The organism is Microcoleus sp. POL10_C6, assembly GCF_036701585.1.
Taxonomy (GTDB): domain Bacteria; phylum Cyanobacteriota; class Cyanobacteriia; order Cyanobacteriales; family Microcoleaceae; genus Microcoleus.
In genome coordinates this window covers 1-20203 of the sequence record NZ_JAUBRB010000072.1, presented here as the reverse complement: position 1 = coordinate 20203, position 20203 = coordinate 1, and the positions used below count along the sequence as shown (strand labels likewise).

The 20203-nt window shown below is 45.1% G+C and carries 22 protein-coding genes and 1 pseudogene; 11 read left to right on the top strand and 12 right to left on the bottom strand.

Annotated features, from left to right (window positions below; all coding sequences use genetic code 11):
- Positions 1–38: 38 nt before the first annotated feature.
- The 3 genes from QUA34_RS26700 to QUA34_RS26690 all read right to left on the bottom strand — a co-directional run bounded on the left by QUA34_RS26700 (position 39) and on the right by QUA34_RS26690 (position 2977).
- Positions 39–1019 carry an aldo/keto reductase gene (locus QUA34_RS26700; protein WP_333390135.1) on the bottom strand — a complete coding sequence of 327 codons (981 nt, stop codon included), beginning with the start codon at positions 1017–1019 and terminating at the stop codon, positions 39–41.
- Positions 1020–1355: 336 nt separating this feature from the next.
- Positions 1356–2756 (bottom strand): glycoside hydrolase family 10 protein, encoded by a 1401-nt coding sequence (locus tag QUA34_RS26695; protein ID WP_333390133.1) that lies wholly within the window; start codon positions 2754–2756, stop codon positions 1356–1358.
- The gene (locus QUA34_RS26690; protein ID WP_333390131.1) at positions 2747–2977 is read right to left on the bottom strand and encodes a hypothetical protein; all 231 of its coding nucleotides are present in this window, start codon (positions 2975–2977) and stop codon (positions 2747–2749) included. Before QUA34_RS26690 ends, QUA34_RS26695 begins: the two co-directional genes overlap by 10 nt.
- Before the next feature lie 8 nt (positions 2978–2985).
- On the opposite strand from QUA34_RS26690, the gene QUA34_RS26685 reads away from it, so the two are divergent.
- The 3 genes from QUA34_RS26685 to QUA34_RS26675 all read left to right on the top strand — a co-directional run bounded on the left by QUA34_RS26685 (position 2986) and on the right by QUA34_RS26675 (position 5965).
- The gene (locus QUA34_RS26685; RefSeq protein WP_333390129.1) at positions 2986–4233 is read left to right on the top strand and encodes an FAD-dependent oxidoreductase; all 1248 of its coding nucleotides are present in this window, start codon (positions 2986–2988) and stop codon (positions 4231–4233) included.
- A gap of 126 nt (positions 4234–4359) precedes the next feature.
- Positions 4360–5019, top strand: coding sequence for a DUF2834 domain-containing protein (locus QUA34_RS26680; RefSeq protein ID WP_333390128.1), 660 nt, complete (start codon positions 4360–4362; stop codon positions 5017–5019).
- Positions 5020–5215: 196 nt separating this feature from the next.
- Entirely contained in the window at positions 5216–5965 is a 750-nt protein-coding gene (locus QUA34_RS26675; protein WP_333390126.1) for a gamma-glutamyl-gamma-aminobutyrate hydrolase family protein, read from the top strand.
- Positions 5966–5972: 7 nt separating this feature from the next.
- On the opposite strand, the gene QUA34_RS26670 is transcribed toward QUA34_RS26675, so the two are convergent.
- From QUA34_RS26670 to QUA34_RS26635, 8 genes and pseudogenes are all read right to left on the bottom strand, one after another.
- Positions 5973–6161: a CPXCG motif-containing cysteine-rich protein gene (locus QUA34_RS26670; RefSeq protein ID WP_333390124.1), complete on the bottom strand. Its 189-nt coding sequence runs from the start codon at positions 6159–6161 to the stop codon at positions 5973–5975.
- Positions 6145–6606 (bottom strand): SRPBCC family protein, encoded by a 462-nt coding sequence (locus QUA34_RS26665; protein ID WP_333390122.1) that lies wholly within the window; start codon positions 6604–6606, stop codon positions 6145–6147. Before QUA34_RS26665 ends, QUA34_RS26670 begins: the two co-directional genes overlap by 17 nt.
- A 13-nt stretch (positions 6607–6619) precedes the next feature.
- Positions 6620–6979, bottom strand: a complete 360-nt coding sequence (locus QUA34_RS26660) for a transcriptional regulator (RefSeq protein WP_333390120.1) — start codon at positions 6977–6979, stop codon at positions 6620–6622.
- Positions 6980–6983: 4 nt separating this feature from the next.
- Complete coding sequence (locus QUA34_RS26655) at positions 6984–7313, bottom strand: type II toxin-antitoxin system RelE/ParE family toxin (RefSeq protein WP_333390118.1); 330 nt, start codon at positions 7311–7313, stop codon at positions 6984–6986.
- Positions 7314–7350: 37 nt separating this feature from the next.
- Positions 7351–7461, bottom strand: a pseudogene (locus tag QUA34_RS26650) (SRPBCC family protein); the annotation flags it as partial.
- A 114-nt stretch (positions 7462–7575) separates the two neighbouring features.
- Positions 7576–9213, bottom strand: a complete 1638-nt coding sequence (locus tag QUA34_RS26645) for a radical SAM protein (protein WP_333390116.1) — start codon at positions 9211–9213, stop codon at positions 7576–7578.
- A 352-nt stretch (positions 9214–9565) separates the two neighbouring features.
- Positions 9566–10081: a signal peptidase II gene (gene lspA, locus QUA34_RS26640; RefSeq protein WP_333390115.1), complete on the bottom strand. Its 516-nt coding sequence runs from the start codon at positions 10079–10081 to the stop codon at positions 9566–9568.
- A 215-nt stretch (positions 10082–10296) separates the two neighbouring features.
- Positions 10297–10875, bottom strand: coding sequence for a biotin transporter BioY (locus tag QUA34_RS26635; RefSeq protein WP_333390113.1), 579 nt, complete (start codon positions 10873–10875; stop codon positions 10297–10299).
- Positions 10876–11258: 383 nt separating this feature from the next.
- Between QUA34_RS26635 and pstS the strand changes: the two genes are divergently transcribed.
- The 4 genes from pstS (at position 11259) to pstB (ending at position 15614) form a co-directional block, all read left to right on the top strand.
- The gene (pstS, locus tag QUA34_RS26630; RefSeq protein WP_333390111.1) at positions 11259–12443 is read left to right on the top strand and encodes a phosphate ABC transporter substrate-binding protein PstS; all 1185 of its coding nucleotides are present in this window, start codon (positions 11259–11261) and stop codon (positions 12441–12443) included.
- Positions 12444–12788: 345 nt separating this feature from the next.
- The gene (gene pstC, locus QUA34_RS26625) at positions 12789–13745 is read left to right on the top strand and encodes a phosphate ABC transporter permease subunit PstC (protein WP_333390109.1); all 957 of its coding nucleotides are present in this window, start codon (positions 12789–12791) and stop codon (positions 13743–13745) included.
- Positions 13746–13779: 34 nt separating this feature from the next.
- Positions 13780–14673 (top strand): phosphate ABC transporter permease PstA, encoded by an 894-nt coding sequence (pstA, locus tag QUA34_RS26620; protein ID WP_333323405.1) that lies wholly within the window; start codon positions 13780–13782, stop codon positions 14671–14673.
- Positions 14674–14813: 140 nt separating this feature from the next.
- Entirely contained in the window at positions 14814–15614 is an 801-nt protein-coding gene (pstB, locus tag QUA34_RS26615) for a phosphate ABC transporter ATP-binding protein PstB (RefSeq protein WP_333084508.1), read from the top strand.
- Between the two features lie 231 nt (positions 15615–15845).
- Here pstB and QUA34_RS30285 read toward each other — a convergent pair whose 3' ends face one another.
- A complete protein-coding gene (locus QUA34_RS30285) occupies positions 15846–16109 on the bottom strand; it encodes an NblA/ycf18 family protein (RefSeq protein ID WP_445242851.1) in 264 nt (87 codons plus the stop codon).
- Between the two features lie 135 nt (positions 16110–16244).
- Here QUA34_RS30285 and QUA34_RS26605 point away from each other — a divergent pair, with 135 nt between their 5' ends.
- From QUA34_RS26605 to QUA34_RS26590, 4 genes are all read left to right on the top strand, one after another.
- Entirely contained in the window at positions 16245–16841 is a 597-nt protein-coding gene (locus QUA34_RS26605) for a phycobiliprotein lyase (protein WP_333390107.1), read from the top strand.
- A 255-nt stretch (positions 16842–17096) separates the two neighbouring features.
- The gene (locus tag QUA34_RS26600) at positions 17097–17855 is read left to right on the top strand and encodes a phycobilisome rod-core linker polypeptide (RefSeq protein WP_333390106.1); all 759 of its coding nucleotides are present in this window, start codon (positions 17097–17099) and stop codon (positions 17853–17855) included.
- A gap of 316 nt (positions 17856–18171) precedes the next feature.
- Complete coding sequence (locus QUA34_RS26595; RefSeq protein ID WP_333390104.1) at positions 18172–18849, top strand: NERD domain-containing protein; 678 nt, start codon at positions 18172–18174, stop codon at positions 18847–18849.
- A 151-nt stretch (positions 18850–19000) separates the two neighbouring features.
- Positions 19001–20176 carry an AAA domain-containing protein gene (locus QUA34_RS26590; RefSeq protein WP_333390102.1) on the top strand — a complete coding sequence of 392 codons (1176 nt, stop codon included), beginning with the start codon at positions 19001–19003 and terminating at the stop codon, positions 20174–20176.
- Positions 20177–20203 lie beyond the last annotated feature (27 nt).

Genomic DNA, 20203 nt, shown 5'->3' with positions numbered 1-20203 from the left:
TCTTGCCTGTTCCTGAGAATGGTAAAACATCTCAGATATTACCGAGTTTGAAAGATATTCTGCACCATTTTTTTATCTACACTTGCCGCCGCCTTATCTAATTCGGCAATCTCCCCGGAGTCTAACTCCCAGCCCAAAGCACCAATATTATCCCTCGCCTGTGTCGCAGATTTCGCCCCCGGAATCGGAATAGTTTCTTTGCAGATACACCAGTTAATTGCTATCTGCGAAACAGTCTTGTTTCTGAATGCCGCTATTTCTCGCAAACACTCCAAAAGCGATCGCATTCCCGGAAGTAGCTGCTTGCACGCCAAACCTCGAATACCTTTAGGAAGAGACCCGTTTTCGGAATATTTACCCGTCAGCAACCCCAAGGCTAGAGGACTGTAAGCAATCAATTTTATCCCCAATTCATCGCAAACATCTTTTAATCCGAGTTCTGTCACCGGATAGGTAGAAAGTAGCGAATATTGCACTTGTAAAGTAACAATAGGAATTTGGCGATCGCTAAATTTCCGATGCACCCATTTGAGCCGTTTCGGCCCGTAATTAGACAAGCCTACTCCCTTGACCAATCCTTGCTCATAAAGGTCAGCCAAACCGTCTAAAAGAGCCCCCTCTTGCCAAGGAGCGTAATTAGCTGTAGACCAGTGCATTTGCACCAAATCTACATTTTTTCCGAGGCGCGCCGCAGAGGCTTTGCAAGCCGATATCATTGATTGTCGCGTCAGTCTCCAAGGATAAGCAGCCAGTTTTGTCGCAATACAAATACTGTCTTTGTTTGCACCTTGATATTGTTGAGAAAACTGCCCCAAAAGCTGTTCACTGCGTCCGTTTAATTTGCCAGTTCCGTAAGAGTCGCCTGTATCGAATAAAGTGACGCCGTTACTAACACAAAGATTGAAAACGGCTTGCAATTCCTCGTCCATACTTTCATTGTAGCCCCAGAGGAATCTGTTGCCCCAGGCCCAAGTGCCACAGCCCATTTTTGGTAGTAAAATTTTTTGGTGAGTTGGCATTTTTTGATGGTAGTTGTTGGTAATACGGATATTTTATAGGAACATAATTCGGTATCCCCTAGCCCCCAGTAGAGCTGTTTCATACTGCCACAGGCTGCCAGGGACTCAAGTCCCTGTCTAATAGCATAAGTCGGTTAAAACCGACTGAAATAGTAATCTCAATTTTGAAAATTAGAGTTACACATATATTCTGCGCTAACTCTATACAAAAACAGCTTTGATAGAATTGCTACAGTCGTCTTTAGACGACTTCAGCTATGAGACAGGGGTTTAAACCCCTGTCGGACTGTCGGACTAATGGCACACCCTACAACATTACCAATGACTGATGACTCTTTAAATCTTGTACGTGGTTGGCGAGGGCGAAGGTGGGCTGTTTTTGGTAGGTTGCTCTGGCTTAGCTTTGGGGTCTGGTTTGGGTGGCGCAGGCGGAGGGAAAGTCGCCGCGCGTCTGGGTATTTGTAGCGCTGTTCGGAATGCAGAAGATGGGAAGAAAGCACTAAATTGAGACAGTCGATGGGCGAGGGGTTCTGGTGCATATTCCCACAAGCTTTCGTAGTAGAAGAAAGCGACGCCTAATCCGTATTCTTGGACTGCTTGCACCTGAGATTTAATTTGCTGAATCGGTACTGGGTTATTTCTCAAACCTGTCATAATCCCAACTCCGGTGGGAATTTTTTGCTGTGCTTCTTGCATCTCGGGACGGTTAATCTTGCCTACAAATGATTCTAAATTGGGACGGTAGACTTGCACGATTAGCTCGTCGGCAATATCCAAACGCACCCAAGTCAGCCAATCTTGGAGGTGATGTTTGTAAGCAAACTCGTAGTAATTAGGAGAAATTGAGAAAATTGCATGGGGTTTGACTGCTTTGACGGCTTGATTTAGCTGCGACATAAAAGCGGTAATTTTATTGGCTCGCCACTGCACCCATGCTGGATTTTGAAAATCTTTGGGCGGCGCTTTTTTGGTTTCTTTGGTATACAAAGCAATTGTGTAGTCATCGTATCCAAATTCAGACGGCAAACTCATGTGATCGTCAAATTGAATGCCGTCGGCGTTATATTGAGTGGTGATTTCTAGTACGAGTTGGGTAATGAATTGCTGGACTTCTGGATGAAAGGGGTTGAGCCAAACTACTTCGCCACCTGCACCGATTGATGTTTGGCTGCCGTCCTGTTTTTGTGTCAGCCAATCGGGATGATTTAATGCTAATTCGGATGTAGGAGGAGCCATGAAACCAAACTCAAACCAAGGAATTACTAGCAGGCCTTGGCGGTGAGCTTGAGCGATTAAATCTCCGATCATATCCTGTCCCTCTAACCCTCTGTAAACAAAGGGTTGAATATCTCTTTGCTGCGCTACATTGCTGGGATACATTGCATAGCCAGAATTCCAGACAACGGGATAGATTGTGTTGAAATTTAACCGTTTTAGTTTGCTGACAGCATCTCCTAGTTTGCGACGATCTCTGAGGATGTCTTTGTCGTTTGTCGTCATCCAAACGCCGCGAATTTCCTGGCGGGGTTGCTGGGCGATCGCCGGAATTAAGTTGTTCGTCAGCAATACTACAATGAATGACAGGGCAAACAGAAGCGGGAAAAGAGTTTTAATCGATCGCTGCCAACTGCGCGGAATGATGCGTAATGTCATAGTTTTGAATGGTGAGTTAGCTATTGAAACACACCCCGGCATAATTTGGTGATAAAATTTGCTCGCTCTACAGTCTACAGCCATTGGCGCTGAATGTGGAATCGGTTAAGCGAAATGGGTGGATTGATGTGCTCCCATCGCAACTGAGCTAAGTATAATCTCTGAGACAGAGGGTAAGTGACAGCATTCTCTCTAACTGCTGGGAAATCATTAATTACGCACTGCCAGCTATCCTTACCGGACTTTGCGGCCCAAGGAGTGCGAGTGCTGTAAAATATGGGTGCTGGAATATTTCGATCGAACATCTGTAATTGTGAAAGATTTAGTCTTAATTGGTGGCGGTCACAGTCATGCTATCGTATTAAAAATGTTCGGTATCAAACCGCTGCCGGGAGTGCGTTTGACTTTGATTAGCGACGTGCTGCACGCGCCTTATTCGGGGATGCTGCCGGGGCACGTTGCCGGGTTTTACGATTATGATCAATGTCACATCGATTTGCGATCGCTCGCTGAATTTGCCGGGTGTCAAATAGTGGTCGATCGGGCGATCGCGATCGACCTTAACAAAAATTTAGTTATTTGTCAAACTTGTCCTCCCGTTAATTTTGATGTGCTTTCGGTGGATATCGGCAGCACTCCTGCGACTTTATCTGTACCGGGTGCCGCTGAATATGCAATTGCAGCTAAACCCGTACCGGAGTTTTTAGCTAGCTGGAATCAGTTAATTTCCGAAAGGCCAAATCATCCCCAAAAACCGCTGCGGATAGCGATTGTAGGTGGCGGTGCAGGCGGCGTAGAATTAGCATTAAATATGCAATCTCGATTGGGGAAGGAAGAGGGAAGAAGGAAGAGGGAAGAAGGAAGAGGGAAGAAGGAAGAGGGAAGAAGAAAGAGGGAAGAAAATTTAGAAAATTTATCATCAGAAATTCATTTGTTTCACAGCGGTGCTGAATTGATGCAGGGACACAATCAGCGGGTGCGTCGCCGCCTTCAAGAAATTCTCATCAGTCGCGGCATTCAATTGCATTTAAAGGAAAAAGTCTGTGCTGTAAAAAAGATTGAGAGGGAAACCACTCTTCAATTCCCTACCGATTACCAAATTTCCTGTAAATCAGGTTTAGAATTAGAGTGCGATCGCATTTTTTGGGTGACACAAGCATCCGCCGCCGATTGGATCAGGGAATCGGGTTTAGCAGCCGACTCAAACGGCTTTATGCAAGTCAACGATTGCCTGCAATCAGTCTCTCACTCCAACGTATTTGCGGCTGGAGATATCGCAGCGATGGTTAATTATCCCCGTCCCAAAGCAGGCGTGTTTGCCGTGCGTCAGGGCAAACCGCTGTTTGAAAATTTGCAGCAGTTTTTATTGGAAAAACCGCTGAAACCCTTTGCGCCGCAAGAACAATACTTAGGCTTAATTGGTACTGGGAATAAAAGGGCTATCGCCTCTCGCGGATCTTTCATGTGGGAATCGGCGCTGCTGTGGTACTGGAAAGATTGGATCGATCGCCAATTTATGCAAAAATTTAGCAATCTGCCCAAAACCCGCAATACCAAATAGCAATACATTCAGATATTCTCCTCTCTTCCTCTGCGTCCTCTGCGTCCTCTGCGGTAAATAAAAAAAGTCTTATTCAAAAACCCTTTAAGCTTGCTATAGTAATATCAGAAGTCAGAAAAAATAACTATGTTCAGAAAAATTGGATTTTGGCTGATTTGGATTGCATTTAGCACCTACGCCTTTGTATTTGCACCACCCGACAGCCCAGAAACCATAACACTAATTACCAATCTTTCCACAGGCAAAATAGCAGACATCAACCCTTTAATTGTAGCTTTGTTCAACATCATGGGAGTCTGGCCGCTCATCTACAGTTGCGTCTTATTTGCTGACGGCAGGGGCCAGAAAATACCTGCATGGTTATTTGCCACTTTATCCTTTGGCGTCGGCGCCTTTGCCTTGCTGCCTTATTTAGCCCTGCGCGAACCGAATCCAGAATTTTCCGGTCATAAAAATATCTTTTTAAAGATATTAGACTCCCGTTTTACTGGAATTTTCTTAACATTAGCTGCTGTTGGTTTAGTTGCCTTTGGCTTGACAAAAGGCGATTGGTCTGATTTTATTGCACAGTGGCAAACCAGCCGTTTTATCCACGTAATGAGTTTAGATTTTTGTATGCTTTGCCTACTATTTCCTGCCTTATTAGGAGACGATAGGGCGCGCCGAGGAATGCAGAGTTCTATAGCATTTTGGGCAGTAACATTAGTACCGCTGTTCGGGCCGCTGGCTTATCTGTGTACGCGCAAACCGCTGCCGGAAACTAATACTAAAACTGTTACAAATTAGACAGCATTGCAGGGAATTTTCAGTTTAATGTAAGAATCAATCACAAGTAATCAGACAAGAAACAGGCCAGATGCCTGTTTCACAATAAATAAGTTTTATGGTGGGCTGTTGCTCCTAGCCCGCCCATGAAACACTGATTACAAATAGTGCCAAATCTGAGTATTAATGTAAAAAAATATCTCCCAGTTTCTAGCAAATGAAAAAATTTCCTATTGTTGGCATCACAACATACAACCGCTGTCCAGCAGGTGAATATCGCTTAAATGGAACTTATATTGATGCAGTTCAGGCGGCTGGTGGCATTCCGATTTTACTGCCGCCCAATCAATTAGATCCGGCTAGTATTTTTGATGCAGTAGATGGTTTGATTTTGTCCGGGGGCGGAGATATCAACCCAGAACTTTATGGCGGTTATGTCGATCGCACAGTTTACTCAGTTAATGCAGAACGCGACAATTTTGAATTAAGCTTAGCAAAGCTAGCTTTGAAGGCTGACATACCTGTGTTGGGGATTTGTCGGGGTATGCAAATGCTGAACGTAGCCAGCGGCGGCAGTTTGGTGATTCACGTACCGGATGCTTACGGAGACGAGGTTAATCACGGTTCGGGAATTCCCCCGCGTGCGATCGAGCATACCATTGAAATTGAGCCAACCAGTCGGCTAGCAAAAATTATGGGGAAAACTTCAACAACCGTTGTTTCCTGGCATCATCAAGCAGTGAGGAAGGTAACATCCGATTGGCAAATAGTAGCGAATGCACCTGACACTTTGGTAGAAGCAATGGAACACTGCTATCACCCTTGGATGATAGCAATTCAATGGCACCCCGAAATGTCCCCCAACTGTTCATTCAACTCTCGAATTTTTCAGGCTTTCGTAGAAGCAGCAGCTTCAAGATTTATGAATTCTACCAAGTCCGAATCAAAGGCAATTCATACATTTTGATAGTCACTTATTCTTGATAGTCAGTATCTATTTCAATATCCAGGGTATCTTCATCTATTCTGACATACAGAACATTTGGGCGACAGCAAATTTGACAATCTTCGATATAAGATTGTTCCATACCACCGCTGATATCAACAAAAGTTGTACTCGGTTCGCCGCAGAAAGCACAGTAATATTCAGCCGTTGTTTGCATCTTTCTCGCACTCTCTTTTTGTAACTTCGTGGCGGTAGCGAAACATATCTGTTAACCGCATTTCCACCCACCAACCTAACAACAAATCGACAATCGGGCCGCCCGGTATCGAAAATGCGATCGCATCTGTCAATCTAGTCTTACCATTTTCTGAGGTAAACTCGTGTCGATGAGTCCAACGTGCCATCGGCCCCTCAGTTTGTTCATCAACAAACAAGCGATATTGTTCGCACTCAGTGTGAGTCGCCACCCATTTTACAGGAATCGGCCCCAATAACAGGCGAAATTCTGATACTGCACCCACATCGAGTCCCCCTTCGCGGCGAATGATTTTCACCGGTTGCCAAGGCGGAGTCAAAAGTTGCAGAAGGTCGGGCTTTTCGTGAAAGTTCCAGACTGCTTCAACGGTGGCATTAATCAGAGATGAATATTTAAAATTGGGCATTTTTTGAATTTTGCTAAACACTTAATTGTGCGGGAATTTCAGCATTTGCAGTATTATCCTCTGTATCATTACAAACAGCAACAGTTAGTTTCAATCCCAAAGCATTCAGCCAAGTTCCCAGATTGTAAATTGTATCGCTTCCTTGCTGGGACAGTAATTCATCCAGTTTTTTTAAGTACAATTCATATTCTTCAGGAGTCATTTTTGGTTGACCTAGAGCTTCTGCTACATTGCTGAGAGCAAGTCTGAGTAATGCTTCGTCAGGTTCTTCGCCTTCATCTAATTCAAAATGAGTTTCGAGATAGACTGCGGCATAACTGGGGCTTTTTAGCCGTGCCATCAAAAAGTCATGATACGGTAAACTTTTAGGCATTTTTTTAACTCCTATAATCTGTCCAGTATTCTATTGCTTGGCGAATGTCTCGGTCTTGAGTGCTTTTATCTCCTCCGCACAGAAGAAGTATAATTGTTGTTCCTACTTGCCCAAAATAGATTCGGAAACCAGGGCCATAGTCTATCCTTAATTCAAAGACTCCATTTCCAACTGATTGACAATCTCCCAAATTCCCCAAAATAACTCGGTTAAGTCTTTTATCAATAATTGTTGAAATTTTGCTATCTCGGAGCGAATCATACCAGTTATCAAACGGCACTTGCCCGTCTGAGGCAACATAACGCTGAATTTCCCTGGGTTGGACTTCTGCCATAATTGTATTATAGTATGTCGCTCCTCATCTTATCTTAAACCGATTGCCAAGGCGGAGTCAAAAGTTGCAGAATATCCGGCCTTTCGTGAAAGTTCCAGACTGCTTCCACGGTGGCATTAATCAGCGACGAATATTTAAAATTAGGCATTGTATCGTTTGGCTAGACAGTTAATTGCGATCGCGTTTCAGCATTTGCAGTATTATCCTCTGTATCAGTACAAACAGCAACAGTTAGTTTCAATCTTTTGCATCCGGCTATTTCCTAAGTCGTCAACTGCAAATCCTTCGTCTTAAAAAGACTCCTCGCCTCAGCCAAATGCTTCTTCAAAGTCGTCTCCGGTAGCGGCCCTTTTAAATGACTCCAAGGCAAAACCTGATCCAATTCCCACTCTTGAAAAACATAAAAATCCATCTCAGGCAACTCTCCCCGCAACTCCTTAAAAGCCCGCCGATAACTGCCCAAAGTATCGCCGTAATGTCGCACTAATTCCAACAGCCGAGACAACCGCCGATCGCCCTTTGACAACAAACCCTGAATCACAGACCAGTTATAGCTTTCCGGTCTAAATTCTAAACCTAACTTACGCAATTCTTTATCTAAAAACTTCAGCCTCTTCTCCGCATCTTTATTCACTCCAAACCACTGAAAAGGAGTGTGAGATTTCGGGACAAAAGTGCTGCATCCCAGAGTCAACCGCAAACCGGGAGCGGCTTTTCTAATCGCCCGCATCATCTCCACCGTCTCCTCTAAATCCTCCATCTCTTCACCTGGAATTCCCGCCATCCCGTAAAGTTTAATTCCCTTTAAGCCGCCCGCCTTAGCATTGATGGCAGCTTGGATAATTTCGTCATTTGTGAGTTTTTTGTTGACGATTTTGCGGAGGCGATCGCTCCCGCTTTCCACTGCAATTGTCACCGATTTGCTGTCTCTGTTTGTCAAGATTTCTGCTAGCTTAACTGTCACAGTATTCGTCCGTACCGAAGAAAGACTCAGCCGCACACCGTCGTATTTCGGATGATTTAAATGATCCAGCAATGCTTCAAATTCTGGGTGCTGAGTGACAGAAGCACCCAACAAACCCAAACGATTAGTCACAGCTAAACCGCGATCGATCGCCGGAATTAACGAATCCTCCAAACTCGCAGTTCTAAACGGCAAAGTCAGATAACTTGCCAAACAAAAACGGCACATTTCCGGACAACTCCGAACCACTTCCACCATGTAAATATTTTCCCAAGCCGCTTTTTCTGTCACCACAGTGGAAGCAGATAAAGTATTGCCGCGATAAGTCTGTTTTTCCACCATACTGGGAATTCCCGAATCGACAGGCTGAATCGATTTAATACCCTCAGCCACATCCAGATAAGTTACTTCGTACAAACTGGGGACGTAAACTCCCGGAACTTGGGCTAAATGCCGCAATTTAGTTAATCTGTCTGCTTTACGAACTTCTTTACAAGCATCAATAAAATTGTCTATGAGATGTTCGCCATCTCCCAGCAAAATCACATCAAAAAAATCGGCAAAAGGTTCTGGATTAGCAGTAAAAACCGGGCCGCCCCCGAATACGATCGGATGATTATCAGTTCGTTTTGACGCCCAAATCGGAATTTCTAAAGATTCCAATAAATTGAGAATATTTACATAGTCTAGTTCCCAAGAAAGCGAAAATCCCAGTAATTCTGGATGTCGGGGAAGTGGTTCGCGAATATCAGTAAATAAACGGCCCACTTCAATATCCGATCGCACAGCCAAAGTTGCCCACACTATCTGATAGCCGAGACTGGTAATACCCACCGTGTACTCGTTGGGAAAAGCGAAAATAGTCGGGATAGCATCAGCATCGGGGGTTGCTGGGGCAAATAGTAAGCGTTCTTGAGCAAAGGGATTAGGAGTCATCCGATTTTAGATTTTAGATTTTAGATTTTAAATTTTAAATTTGGTAATTTATCCCACGGATAAATCCGGGAGTTTGTGACCAAATTGCTTATGATCGCGGGCAAGTTTAGCCTTAGCACTAAAAAATCTAATTATAGCTCATAAATGACTCTAACTTTAAGTTGATACCTATGCCTTCTGACAACAGACAACGGACAAATGACCGAAAGCAATTGGTGGTGAGGCCCCTAGCTTTGTTAGTGGATAAGCAAAAAAAAGCTCCGCACCCGATAAACCTGAGAACGGTACAGCCCATGGATGGGTTAATCTAAAATCTAAAATCTAAAATTGATTGACTTCTTAAAACTTACTCTTAAATAGAATCGCGATCGTCCTGAGTTCTCGGAGTAGTCGGAGTAGGCGGTGCACTGTGAAAAGTTGCAATCAGCAAACAGATAATCCCAGCATTAATAAACACATCAGCGAGATTAAAGACGGGGAACCGAATCAGCCGAAAATCGATAAAATCTACAACATGGCCAGAAACAAATCGATCGATCCCATTCCCCAGTGCTCCCCCCAAAATCAAACCGTAGCCAGCTTGTTCCCAGCGGTTAATGCGCGGCCCGAACCAAGCCAGCACTATCAATCCCACACTAACGCCCAAAGACAGCCACCGCAACCAATTCACCCCGCCATTGCTGAACAAACTAAAAGCCGCACCGGTATTAACAACATAAGTGAAGTGAAACACCCCGGGTAACAGCGGCTGCGTCTGCGGAGGAATCGTCAAGTCAAAATTTTGCACCACCCAAAACTTAGTCAGGTGGTCTAAAACTAAACTGATAACAGCAGCAATCCAGAACAAGGGATTTCTTTTAAAACGCATGGATTAAGCAATAGAAAATGGGGCATCGGGCATGGGATAATTTACTCAAATTTCGCTGGTTATTGTCAGCAGAATGCAGTGCAGCAAAGCAATCCCAGCCGCAGCGAGATGACTCTCCCGTTGGGCAATGATAGTATAACCTTATTTGACACAACTACCAATCCCCGATTACCGATTACCAATTCCCAATTCCCAATTCCCAATTCCCCAATTAATTAATAAAACATCAAGCGGCGTAAAGTAAATGACAGCACTGCGATCGCACAAACTACCGCCAATTGTCCCGGCAGGGGATAAACCGAATATTTAAGAATCTCATCGAATAAAGGTGTTGTTTTTGCCGGAGGTAGCCAGTAAGTAAAAATTAGATAAATTAAGCCGATCGCGTGAACGGTGAACAAACCACACAAACAGCTAAAAGCCATAGATTCTAGCCGCGAAGCCACCTTAAAAGCCACCCAGCCGCACACCCAAGCACCAGGCACAAAACCCAGCAAATACCCAAAACTCGCTTCTTTGAGATAGCCGAGGCCACCGCCTTGAGAAAAAACTGGCCACAAAGTTAATCCTAATGCCAAATAGGCAATTTGCGAGAGAGCCGCAGCATTTTTCCCCCCCATGCAGCCTACTAGCAATACGGCTCCAATTTGATAGGTAACACCTAAAGAGTACGCCTGAAGTCCTCGATCGTCCCACAACCCGATCGGAATGGTGACAGATGCAGGCAAAAAAGTGCCTCCTATCGTCAGGAGCAAACCAATAACAGCCCAGATTAATTCAATAGGAGCAGGCATTATCATCAAACGGCATTCGTCAGAAGGTATAAGGCAGAAGGCATTTGTCAGAGGCAAGCTTCAATGCCCGCAGCTTTTAAATTCTTAATACTAGCACTACTGTCAAAATAACCACCATTGTATGGTTTTCTGGTTCTCAAGCCTGGATATTGCGATCATTTAATCGGGAATTTTTCGCGATCGGGCGATCGACTGCTGGTTTCCGTAGATATTTCTCTGCCCTATATCTTATAAGTTCACAATTGTCAAGCTCATAAATAACATTAATAATATTAATTAATATTAAATTGCCATTAAGTGTAAAGATTCTTAACCTAACCTTTACTTTTGCGCGCTATGCTGATGCGGGACACCCATATAACGATCGCAGATTTTTTATACCTATGCTTTTTCGTCTCAACTTGATTAATTCAAACCGTCTGACTACTGCAATTTCCGCTATGGCGATCGCCCTCAGTGTAGCAGCTTGCGGCGGTGGCAGCACAACCACAAGCAGCAGCCCCAGCCCCGGCGACACCGCAGCATCCCCCGGCGCATCCCCCGTTGCAGCCACCGGCACAGCGGAAAACACCAAACTCGCCCTAGCTTCAGACGTAGCCATCACCGCAGCCGGCGCCTCATTCCCCGCCCCTCTGTACCAGCGTTGGTTTCAAGACTTCAACAAAATCAACCCCAAAGTACAAATTAACTATCAATCAGTAGGCAGCGGCGCCGGAGTCGAACAATTTACCAAAGGCACAGTAGACTTTGGGGCCAGCGACACCGGCATGAAAGACGACGAAATCGCCAAAGTTCCAGCAGACAAAGGCGTGATCTTGCTGCCCATGACAGCCGGCAGCATCGTCATCGGCTACAACCTGCCAGACTTAACCGAACCACTCAAACTGCCACGGGATGTTTACGCAGATATCTTCGCCGGTAAAATTACCAACTGGAACGATCCCAAAATTGCAGCGGCCAACCCGGGCGCTAAATTGCCAGACCAAGCCATCACCATCGTCCACCGTTCCGACGGTAGCGGTACAACCGCCGTCTTCACCAAACACCTGAGTGCCATCAGCCCCGACTGGAAAAGTGCAGTAGGCGACGGCAAAACAGTACAGTGGCCCGTAGGCGTAGGCGCAAAAGGCAACGAAGGCGTCACAGCCCAAATTCTCCAAACCGTCGGCAGCATCGGCTACATAGAATACGGCTATGCCAAAAACAACAATGTCAAATTTGCATCTTTGGAAAACAAAGCAGGCAGCTTTGTCGCACCTACCGACGAATCAGCTTCTCAAGCTTTAGCAACTGTGCCGATGCCGGAAAACCTGCGAGCATTTATCGAAGACCCCGAAGGCGCTCAATCCTATCCAATTGTCACCTACACTTGGATGCTCGTCCCCAAAACAGTTACTGACCCCAACAAAGCCAAAACCATCGAGGCAATGGTTGAATACGGCTTGAATGAAGGTCAAAAAGTTAGTTCCGAATTGGGCTACGTTCCTCTGCCCCAAAGCGTTAAAGAAAAAGTAGCCGCGGCCGCTGACGGCATCAGCCCAGACTACAAGATTGAGGTTGCAAAATAGTAACTGTTGACTGTTGACTGTTGTCCGTTGTCAGAGGGAACAAAAGCCCTTCGGCATTGCGCGTGCGGGTAAAAATCAGCAAGAACGAAGAGAGATATTTCTGTGGGGCGGGTTTTACCAGAAATATTTGTTAAAAAGTCAGGGGATTAATCAATCCGCCCCACTTATATGTAACAATCGGTGCATCTGTGTAGGGGTGGGTTTGACCAGAAATACTTGTTGAAAAGTTAGGGGATTTATAAACCCGCCCCTCTTTGATTTTATTTATGGTCTTTCTTTCTGCTTCCTTCTAGCTTTTTCCGAAACAGGCTATTTTCGGCTACTATATATTTGGTTTTTTTTTCTATGATTTCAGATAATCACAGCGCTCAATCAGAGAGCCGAGCGCGCTCTGGGGCAGAAAAATCCTTGGACGAAGGCTTTATCTGGCTGACGCGGATTTTGGGCATAGGAGTTGGTGTAATTTTGCTGCTAATCGCGCTCACCGTTGCTTACAGGGCTTTACCTGCGATTCAACAGTACGGTTTGGGATTTCTATTTAGCAGTAGCTGGAATCCGGTTAAAGAAGAGTACGGTGCGCTGCCGATGATTTACGGGACGATCGTCAGTTCGGCGATCGCGCTCCTAATTGCAGTACCATTAGGAGTAGGGACGGCCATCTTCTTAAGTGAAGATTTTTTGCCACTGCCAGTGCGGACAGCTTTAGTTTTTTTAGTAGAACTTTTAGCCGCCATTCCCAGCGTAGTCTACGGTTTGTGGGGAATTGCTGTATTGATTCCCCTGATTACCACTCTCGGCAAGTTTCTCAACGGCACTTTCGGATGGCTGCCGATTTTTAGCACCCCGCCAGTCGGCCCGGGAATGTTACCAGCCGGAGTAATTTTGGGAATCATGACTTTGCCCATTATTACTGCTATCTCCCGCGACTCTTTGGCAAGTCTCCCCCCCGACTTGCGGCAAGCATCTCTAGGTTTAGGAGCTACTCGCTGGACAACAATTTTTAGAGTGCTCGTACCGGCGGCTTTTTCCGGCATTGTCGGCGGAATTATGCTCGGACTCGGTCGCGCCATGGGAGAAACAATGGCTGCAACTCTGTTAATTGGCAATTCCAATCAGTTAAGTCTTTCTGTGCTAGCTCCGGCAAATACTATTGCTTCTCTGATGGCAAATCAGTTTGCGGAAGCCTCTGGTTTGCAAGTATCAGCTCTGATGTACACTGGGCTAATTCTGTTTATTATGACACTGATTGTTAATATTTTGGCAGAGTGGATTGTTTCTCAAGTAAGAGCGAAGTACAACTAGAAGTTTGCCGCCATTTCCTACATAGTTTTAGTTTATGTCAAATAGCGTCTCCGATGAGAATTCTTTGGGATCGAAAACAAGCAGTTTAAAGAAGGTTAAAAACAGCCCACAAGCGCTGTTTAGTCTGGGGATGACTGTACTGGCTGGAGCTAGTCTGGCCATTACTCTGCTGCCTTTGTTTGCAGTTCTTTCCTATGTCACCGTACAAGGTTTCAATCGCCTGAATTTAGACTTGTTTACCAAGCTGCCACCGCCGCCCGGACTATCGGGAGGGGGTATTGCTAATGCAATTCTCGGTACATTGATGACGGTGGGGATTGCTTCTTTAATTGCTGTTCCTTTTGGTGTATTGGCCGCCGTTTATTTGTCGGAATTCAGCAGTGGTCAAGTAGCTCGCTGGGTACGCTTTGCTACTAATGTCCTCAGCGGCGTTCCTTCGATTATTGCCGGGGTATTTGCCTACGGTTTGTTCGTGGTAAATATGGGAGGTTTTTCGGCAATTGCAGGCGGGGCGGCGTTGGCTGTGCTGATGTTGCCGACGATTGTGCGGACTACTGACGAAGCTCTACAAATCGTCCCGCAAGATATTAGATGGGCGTCGGTTGGTGTGGGTGCTTCTAATTATCAGACGGTGTTGCAGGTGGTTTTGCCTGCGGCAATTCCGGCTATTTTAACGGGTGTGACACTGGCAATTGCTCGCGCTGCTGGAGAAACTGCTCCTTTGATTTTTACGGCGCTCAATTCGCCTTTTTGGCCGGCAGGATTTGATAAGCCAACTCCGAGTCTTTCGGTTTTGGTGTACAACTTTGCAACGGTTCCTTTTAAGGCACAGAAAGAATTGGCTTGGGCGGCATCGTTGATTTTGGTGATTATGGTTTTGCTGACGAGTATTCTTTCTCGCTGGGCTACTCGCCAAAAAGTTTATTGAAGTCATTATTTATTAGTTATTAGTTATTAGTTAGTAGTTATTAGTTAGTCGCTGGGTCAGGCTAATAACCAATAATTAACAATCAATAACCAATAATATTTTCGGCTTAATTTGTAAAATTTGAGAGGATAGTTACCTGTATGATGATGGATTTAGACCACCAAACGGAAACAGTTTTACGGACAGAAAATATCAATATTTTTTACGGCGCTTTTCACGCGGTTAAAAATGTTTCAATGGAGATTCCTAAAAATCGCATTACTGCCTTGATTGGGCCGTCGGGGTGCGGAAAAAGTACAATTCTGCGATCTTTTAACCGCCTCAACGATTTGGTTAGCGGTTTTCGTTTAGAGGGCAGAATTGATTACCACGGTCAAAATCTTTACGATCCTGATATTGATGCTGTGGCGGTGCGCCGCAAGATTGGGATGGTGTTTCAAAAGCCGAATCCTTTCCCGAAGTCGATATATGACAATATTGCTTACGGTGCGAGGGTGAACAATTATAAGGGGGATATGGATGAGCTGGTGGAAAAATCGCTCAGCCAAGCTTATTTGTGGGATGAGGTGAAGGATAAGTTGAAGCAAAGCGGTTTTTCTCTTTCGGGTGGCCAGCAGCAGCGTTTGTGTATTGCTAGGGCGATCGCGATTAATCCTGATGTAGTGTTAATGGATGAACCTTGCGCTTCTCTTGACCCGATTTCTACGATTAAGATTGAGGAGTTGATGCGGGAACTCAAGGAAAAGTATACGATCGTGATCGTTACTCACAATATGCAGCAGGCTTCTCGGGTTTCTGACCTGACTGCTTTTTTCAATGCTAAACTTTCTGACGATGGGAAGCGATTTGGCTATCTTGTGGAGTGTGACAAGACTGAGGTAATTTTCCAAAGTCCGAAGGAAGAGTCTACTTTAGATTATGTCAGCGGCCGTTTTGGTTGAGTCCCCGACAGGTTGAAACCTGTCGCTACACAAACGAAGTTTCTGTCTAAGAGACTAACAATATTTAATTTGCTGAGTCTGGTAGCGACAAAAAAAACTGCGTAAAACTTTCCTGAATTGAGAATCCCGCTTTCTTGGAGAAAGCGGGATTCTGGGTTTTATGATTAAAAGCTCGATCGTACTTTTGGCAGATACAAGCCACTGATTTTTGTGAAGAAATGCTCGAAGAGTTCACATATTCTTCATCCAATGCTTTAACAGGTTTTCTTTGACCATGTTTTGCCGCATAACTTCGAGCAAGTATTCCTGAGCTTGGTCTTGGCTTAACCTTTTGACTTCTTCGCGCAGCACTTGAAGTTTGAACTGCTGTTCCATGCTGAGGCTGGTTGTAGGCATATCCATAAATCGCTCCTCCAGTTTGCTGAGATTGATGCGAAATTGATCGGAATGACGTTTCGCAGGATTTGTTGTGTCTCCTACATTGTAAACTATCATAACATTCACTTGACAATATGTCCAAAGTACACATTTTGAAACTAATTTGTGTAGCAAAAGTACATCTAAGTGGGGGGAGCTCTATCATAAAAAGGCGTCAAGAGCGGGAAGCATAAGCCAAAGGAGATAGTTTGTATGGATGCAATGGAGTTTTTTCAAAGCAGTGCTGGGGAGTGGCGTTCTCAGCGCAGCACTCACCACCTCGCTTTCCGCCAAGCGGAGATTGGGGATTCAAATATTCAGGTAACAGCCCTGGCCGCGGATGACGCGCGAGTGGCGGAGATTTGCAAGATGCACGAAGTCGATCCGAGCCGGGCTGCTGGGGGGGCTTTTGTGACTTGGCACGGCTCGATGGCGTGGGATAAGGATGATGAGAATCACAAGGGGTCTACGGTGTTCGCGATCGTCCCCGATCCTGAAAATCCCCGGCAGGGCTTGATGTTGCGCGAACGGGGCTATGCGGAAATTGTGCCGGTGGCTGGCCGTTTTGAGATGGATGACGAGGATGGGCTGCTGCTGATTACGGAATACGAGACGATGAGTTCGATCGAGCGTTTCTGGTTTGCTAATCCGAACGTGCGGATGCGGACGAGTACCGTAAAGCGCTTTGGCGGTTTCAGCACATCGACTTTTTGTACCGAAATTCGGGTGCAACCAGACTCGGATGCAACATCAGAAGCAGCAGCAGCTCAAGTACCCGCCAGCGAGTTTTATTCGGCTCTGGGCTGGTAATTTCTTTTACTGTGGACGGTTGACTGTGGACGGTTGACTGCTGAGTGTTGACTAAAATCTGCCCACTGCCAACTGCCCACTGACAACTGCCCACTGACAACAGTCAACAAATGTTACAGATTGTTGCAAAAATTCAGGAAAATCAGATTTAGATTGCGGGAATCCCCTAATCTGTATGTTGGTTAGTTGTATCCGTTTTGCTGGCAGCTCACGGTGTCAACTATTTCTGAAATTTGAGATAACGGAGATTTTAACGTGGCGCTTCCTTTATTAAGCTACGCCCCCAAGAGCCAAAACCAGCGCGTTGCTGGTTTTGAAGTGGGGAGCGACGAGCAGCCGAGAATTTTCACAACTGAAAATGTGCTCTCGTCTGGAGACATGGAAAATTTGATTTGGGCTGGATATCGCCAGATTTACAGCGAACACCAAATCCTCAAGAGCAACCGCCAAAAGTCTTTGGAGTCGCAACTCAAGTTCGGCCAAATTACTGTGCGGGACTTTATTCGCGGTTTGGCGACTTCTTCTCCTTTCTTGGAGCGGAATTATCAAACTAACAGCAATTACCGGTTTGTGGAAATGTGCGTGCAGCGCATTTTGGGCCGGGATGTGTACAGCGAGCGCGAAAAGATTGCTTGGTCGATCGTGGTAGCAAATAAGGGGCCTCAAGGCTTTATTGACGAGTTGGTCAATAGCGAAGAGTACCTGGATAAGTTCGGCTACGATACCATACCTTACCAGCAGCGCCGAATTTTGCCTCAGCGAGTTGGCGGAGATACTCCTTTCAACTTGAAAACGCCCCGCTACAGTGAGTACCACCGTTCGCAGCTTGGCTTCCCGCAAATCATCTGGCAGACAAGTGTCCGCCGTTTTGTTCCTCAAGAACAGCAGCCGAAAGCTGGCGATCCGTCGAACTATTTGGGTATGGCGCGCAATATGCCCATGCCTGCTAGTCCGCCGCAGCGCGTGCCTCTGGCTAATATCAATATCGACACGATGGTTCCCCGTCGCCGGTAATTGATGCTGCCCTGATGCGATTATTTGTGTCGGGCCGACTGAATCGATCGGCTTTTAGGCTGAGAGAGTTTTGAGTCTTGAGTTTTGAGGTTTGAGTTTTTTACTAAACTTGGAATCCAAAACTCGGGACTCATAATTTTTTGTCATTAGGAAGAAGGAAGTTCGGCAACGGATTCTGTAACGGATGTAACGGATGTAACGGATGTAAAGGATAGAAGGAAGAAGGAATAAGGAATAAGGAAGAAGGAAGAGGGAAGAAGGAAGAAAAATAATTCGACCTTTTCTCATTGTCAACTCTAAGTGCATAGGTGCATTTATGCAGCCGCAATATAACGAAGATGCTGGAACACCATTGCGTCGCCATGCTCAACAGCTTCGTACCAAAGCCTTATACAGGTACGGTGCGGCAACAGGGTTGGTGTTGTTGCCACTGCTGATATACGCGGTAGCACCTTTTAATCCTTTATTTTTGGTTGCGGCTCTTTTGATAGGGGCATTAATCGCCCTTCCGTTGATCGAGGACGGGAAAACGTTTTGGAAGTCGTCTCAGAGATTTGACCAAGGGGCCTGTGGTGAAGAAAAGATTCAGCAAGCTTTGGAGTCCCTAATCCAATCTGGATGGATAGCTGAGTACAATTTAAGATTGCCGGAAGTAGGCGATATCGATGTGTGGCTGCGATCGCCTAAAGGGGTCAATTTTATCCTTGATGTGAAGTCTCACTCAACCGTAGTTCTGTTGGATGGGGATGTGCTCAAGCGTCTATCTTACGGGAAATTAAGAGATTTTGAGAAAGACTTTCTGACACAGATTGCCAAAGAAGTCACGGCTATTAAAAAAGCTAAGAAGTTAACCAAGGTCACTCCAGTAGTTGTATTTAGCGATGCCAAGGTGAGTTTTAGCAACAAAAAGAAGATTAGGGGGGTTTACGTCATGGAACTGGGCAATCTGGTGTCAGGGTTGCAAGAACTCGATCGCTCCTATAAAAGTAGATAAGATTGGGATAAATGAGACAAACCGCTACCTTGATATGTTTGACATCAAAAAATTTGTACAGACAAGTAACATCCCAGACTTGTACTAGCATCTAAGTGACACTTGTGCTATAAAAAATAGTTAAGGTATCAATAATATTCGGGAGGGAATATTGGACAATACAGGCAAGGTAGATGCAATTCTCAACGCATGGTTCGACTACATTGATTTGGATGATTACAGTAACGCTAGGATTGAAGTAGCCAATCACGATAAGGTCAAACTGCGCGAGAGCAGGCTAGTCGGCGATAGTGTATTAATTGAGCCAGCTATCTTTGAAGAGCTACAACAAAAAGTTAACCAAAGGCAACAATGTCAACAGGAACCAGTATGGGTTTTATCCTTTCCGCAAGTTTTAGATGTAGAAAAGGGAAAATCTTATCTTTGTCCTTTGTTTAACTTGGAAGTTACATCCATTTTCAAAGGAGAATACCGAGAAGAGGGATGGAACTTAGACGAGTTCAAACTAACAGAAGCAGGAGAGAACGTCACAACCTTCCTGGGACTGGATGAGAAAGAGCGAGAGGACTTGATCACCCAAGATGGGCTGCGACAATTTCTCGAAACAACCTTTAAACTTGAGTTTCAAACTTATGAAGAGTGGATGCAACAGGTGAGCTTACCTCGTCGCCAAATTCAACGGCGGCCGTACTTGTTTGAATTTCCAGGAGGCAGATTTTTAAAGAATCTTCAGCAAGATTTAAAAGAGATCGAGTCTGGTTCAAAAGACTGGTCAACAGGACATCCAGCTTATGAATATCTATTCGGTGTGCCTCAACTTCCAAAACACGAAGTCATTTACATGGGTGCTTTCCCAACCCATGCACCGACTAATTCACAATTAAAAGCACTGAAACACGCTCAAAGCGAACCTGTGACGGCTGTACAAGGTCCACCTGGTTCTGGTAAAACTACCCTCATCCTTCATCTTATCGCTCAACAGGTAGTCAATCGCGCACTCAGATTAATTGATGGAGAGGAGGATATCAATAATCTGACAGTTGTTAGCAGTACCAATAATAAAGCCGTTGACAATGTTATTGAAAAAATAGATGAATGGTTAAATAACGATCGTTTAGAACATAATTTTCTCTATCTCAAAGGAGGGAGTATAGAGAATATTCAAAAAGCAGGATGTGCGATCGAGCAGCTAAAAAAAGGAATTGAATACATTCAACAACATAGTTTTAACGAAACAGCTTTTAATCAAAACAAGCAGAAAATAAAACAGATCCAAGATCAATACTCCGGACAGTTTTTAAAGAGGAATGCGATCGCAATAAAATAGAGAAGTGAAAAAAGTGAGTGCAATCTC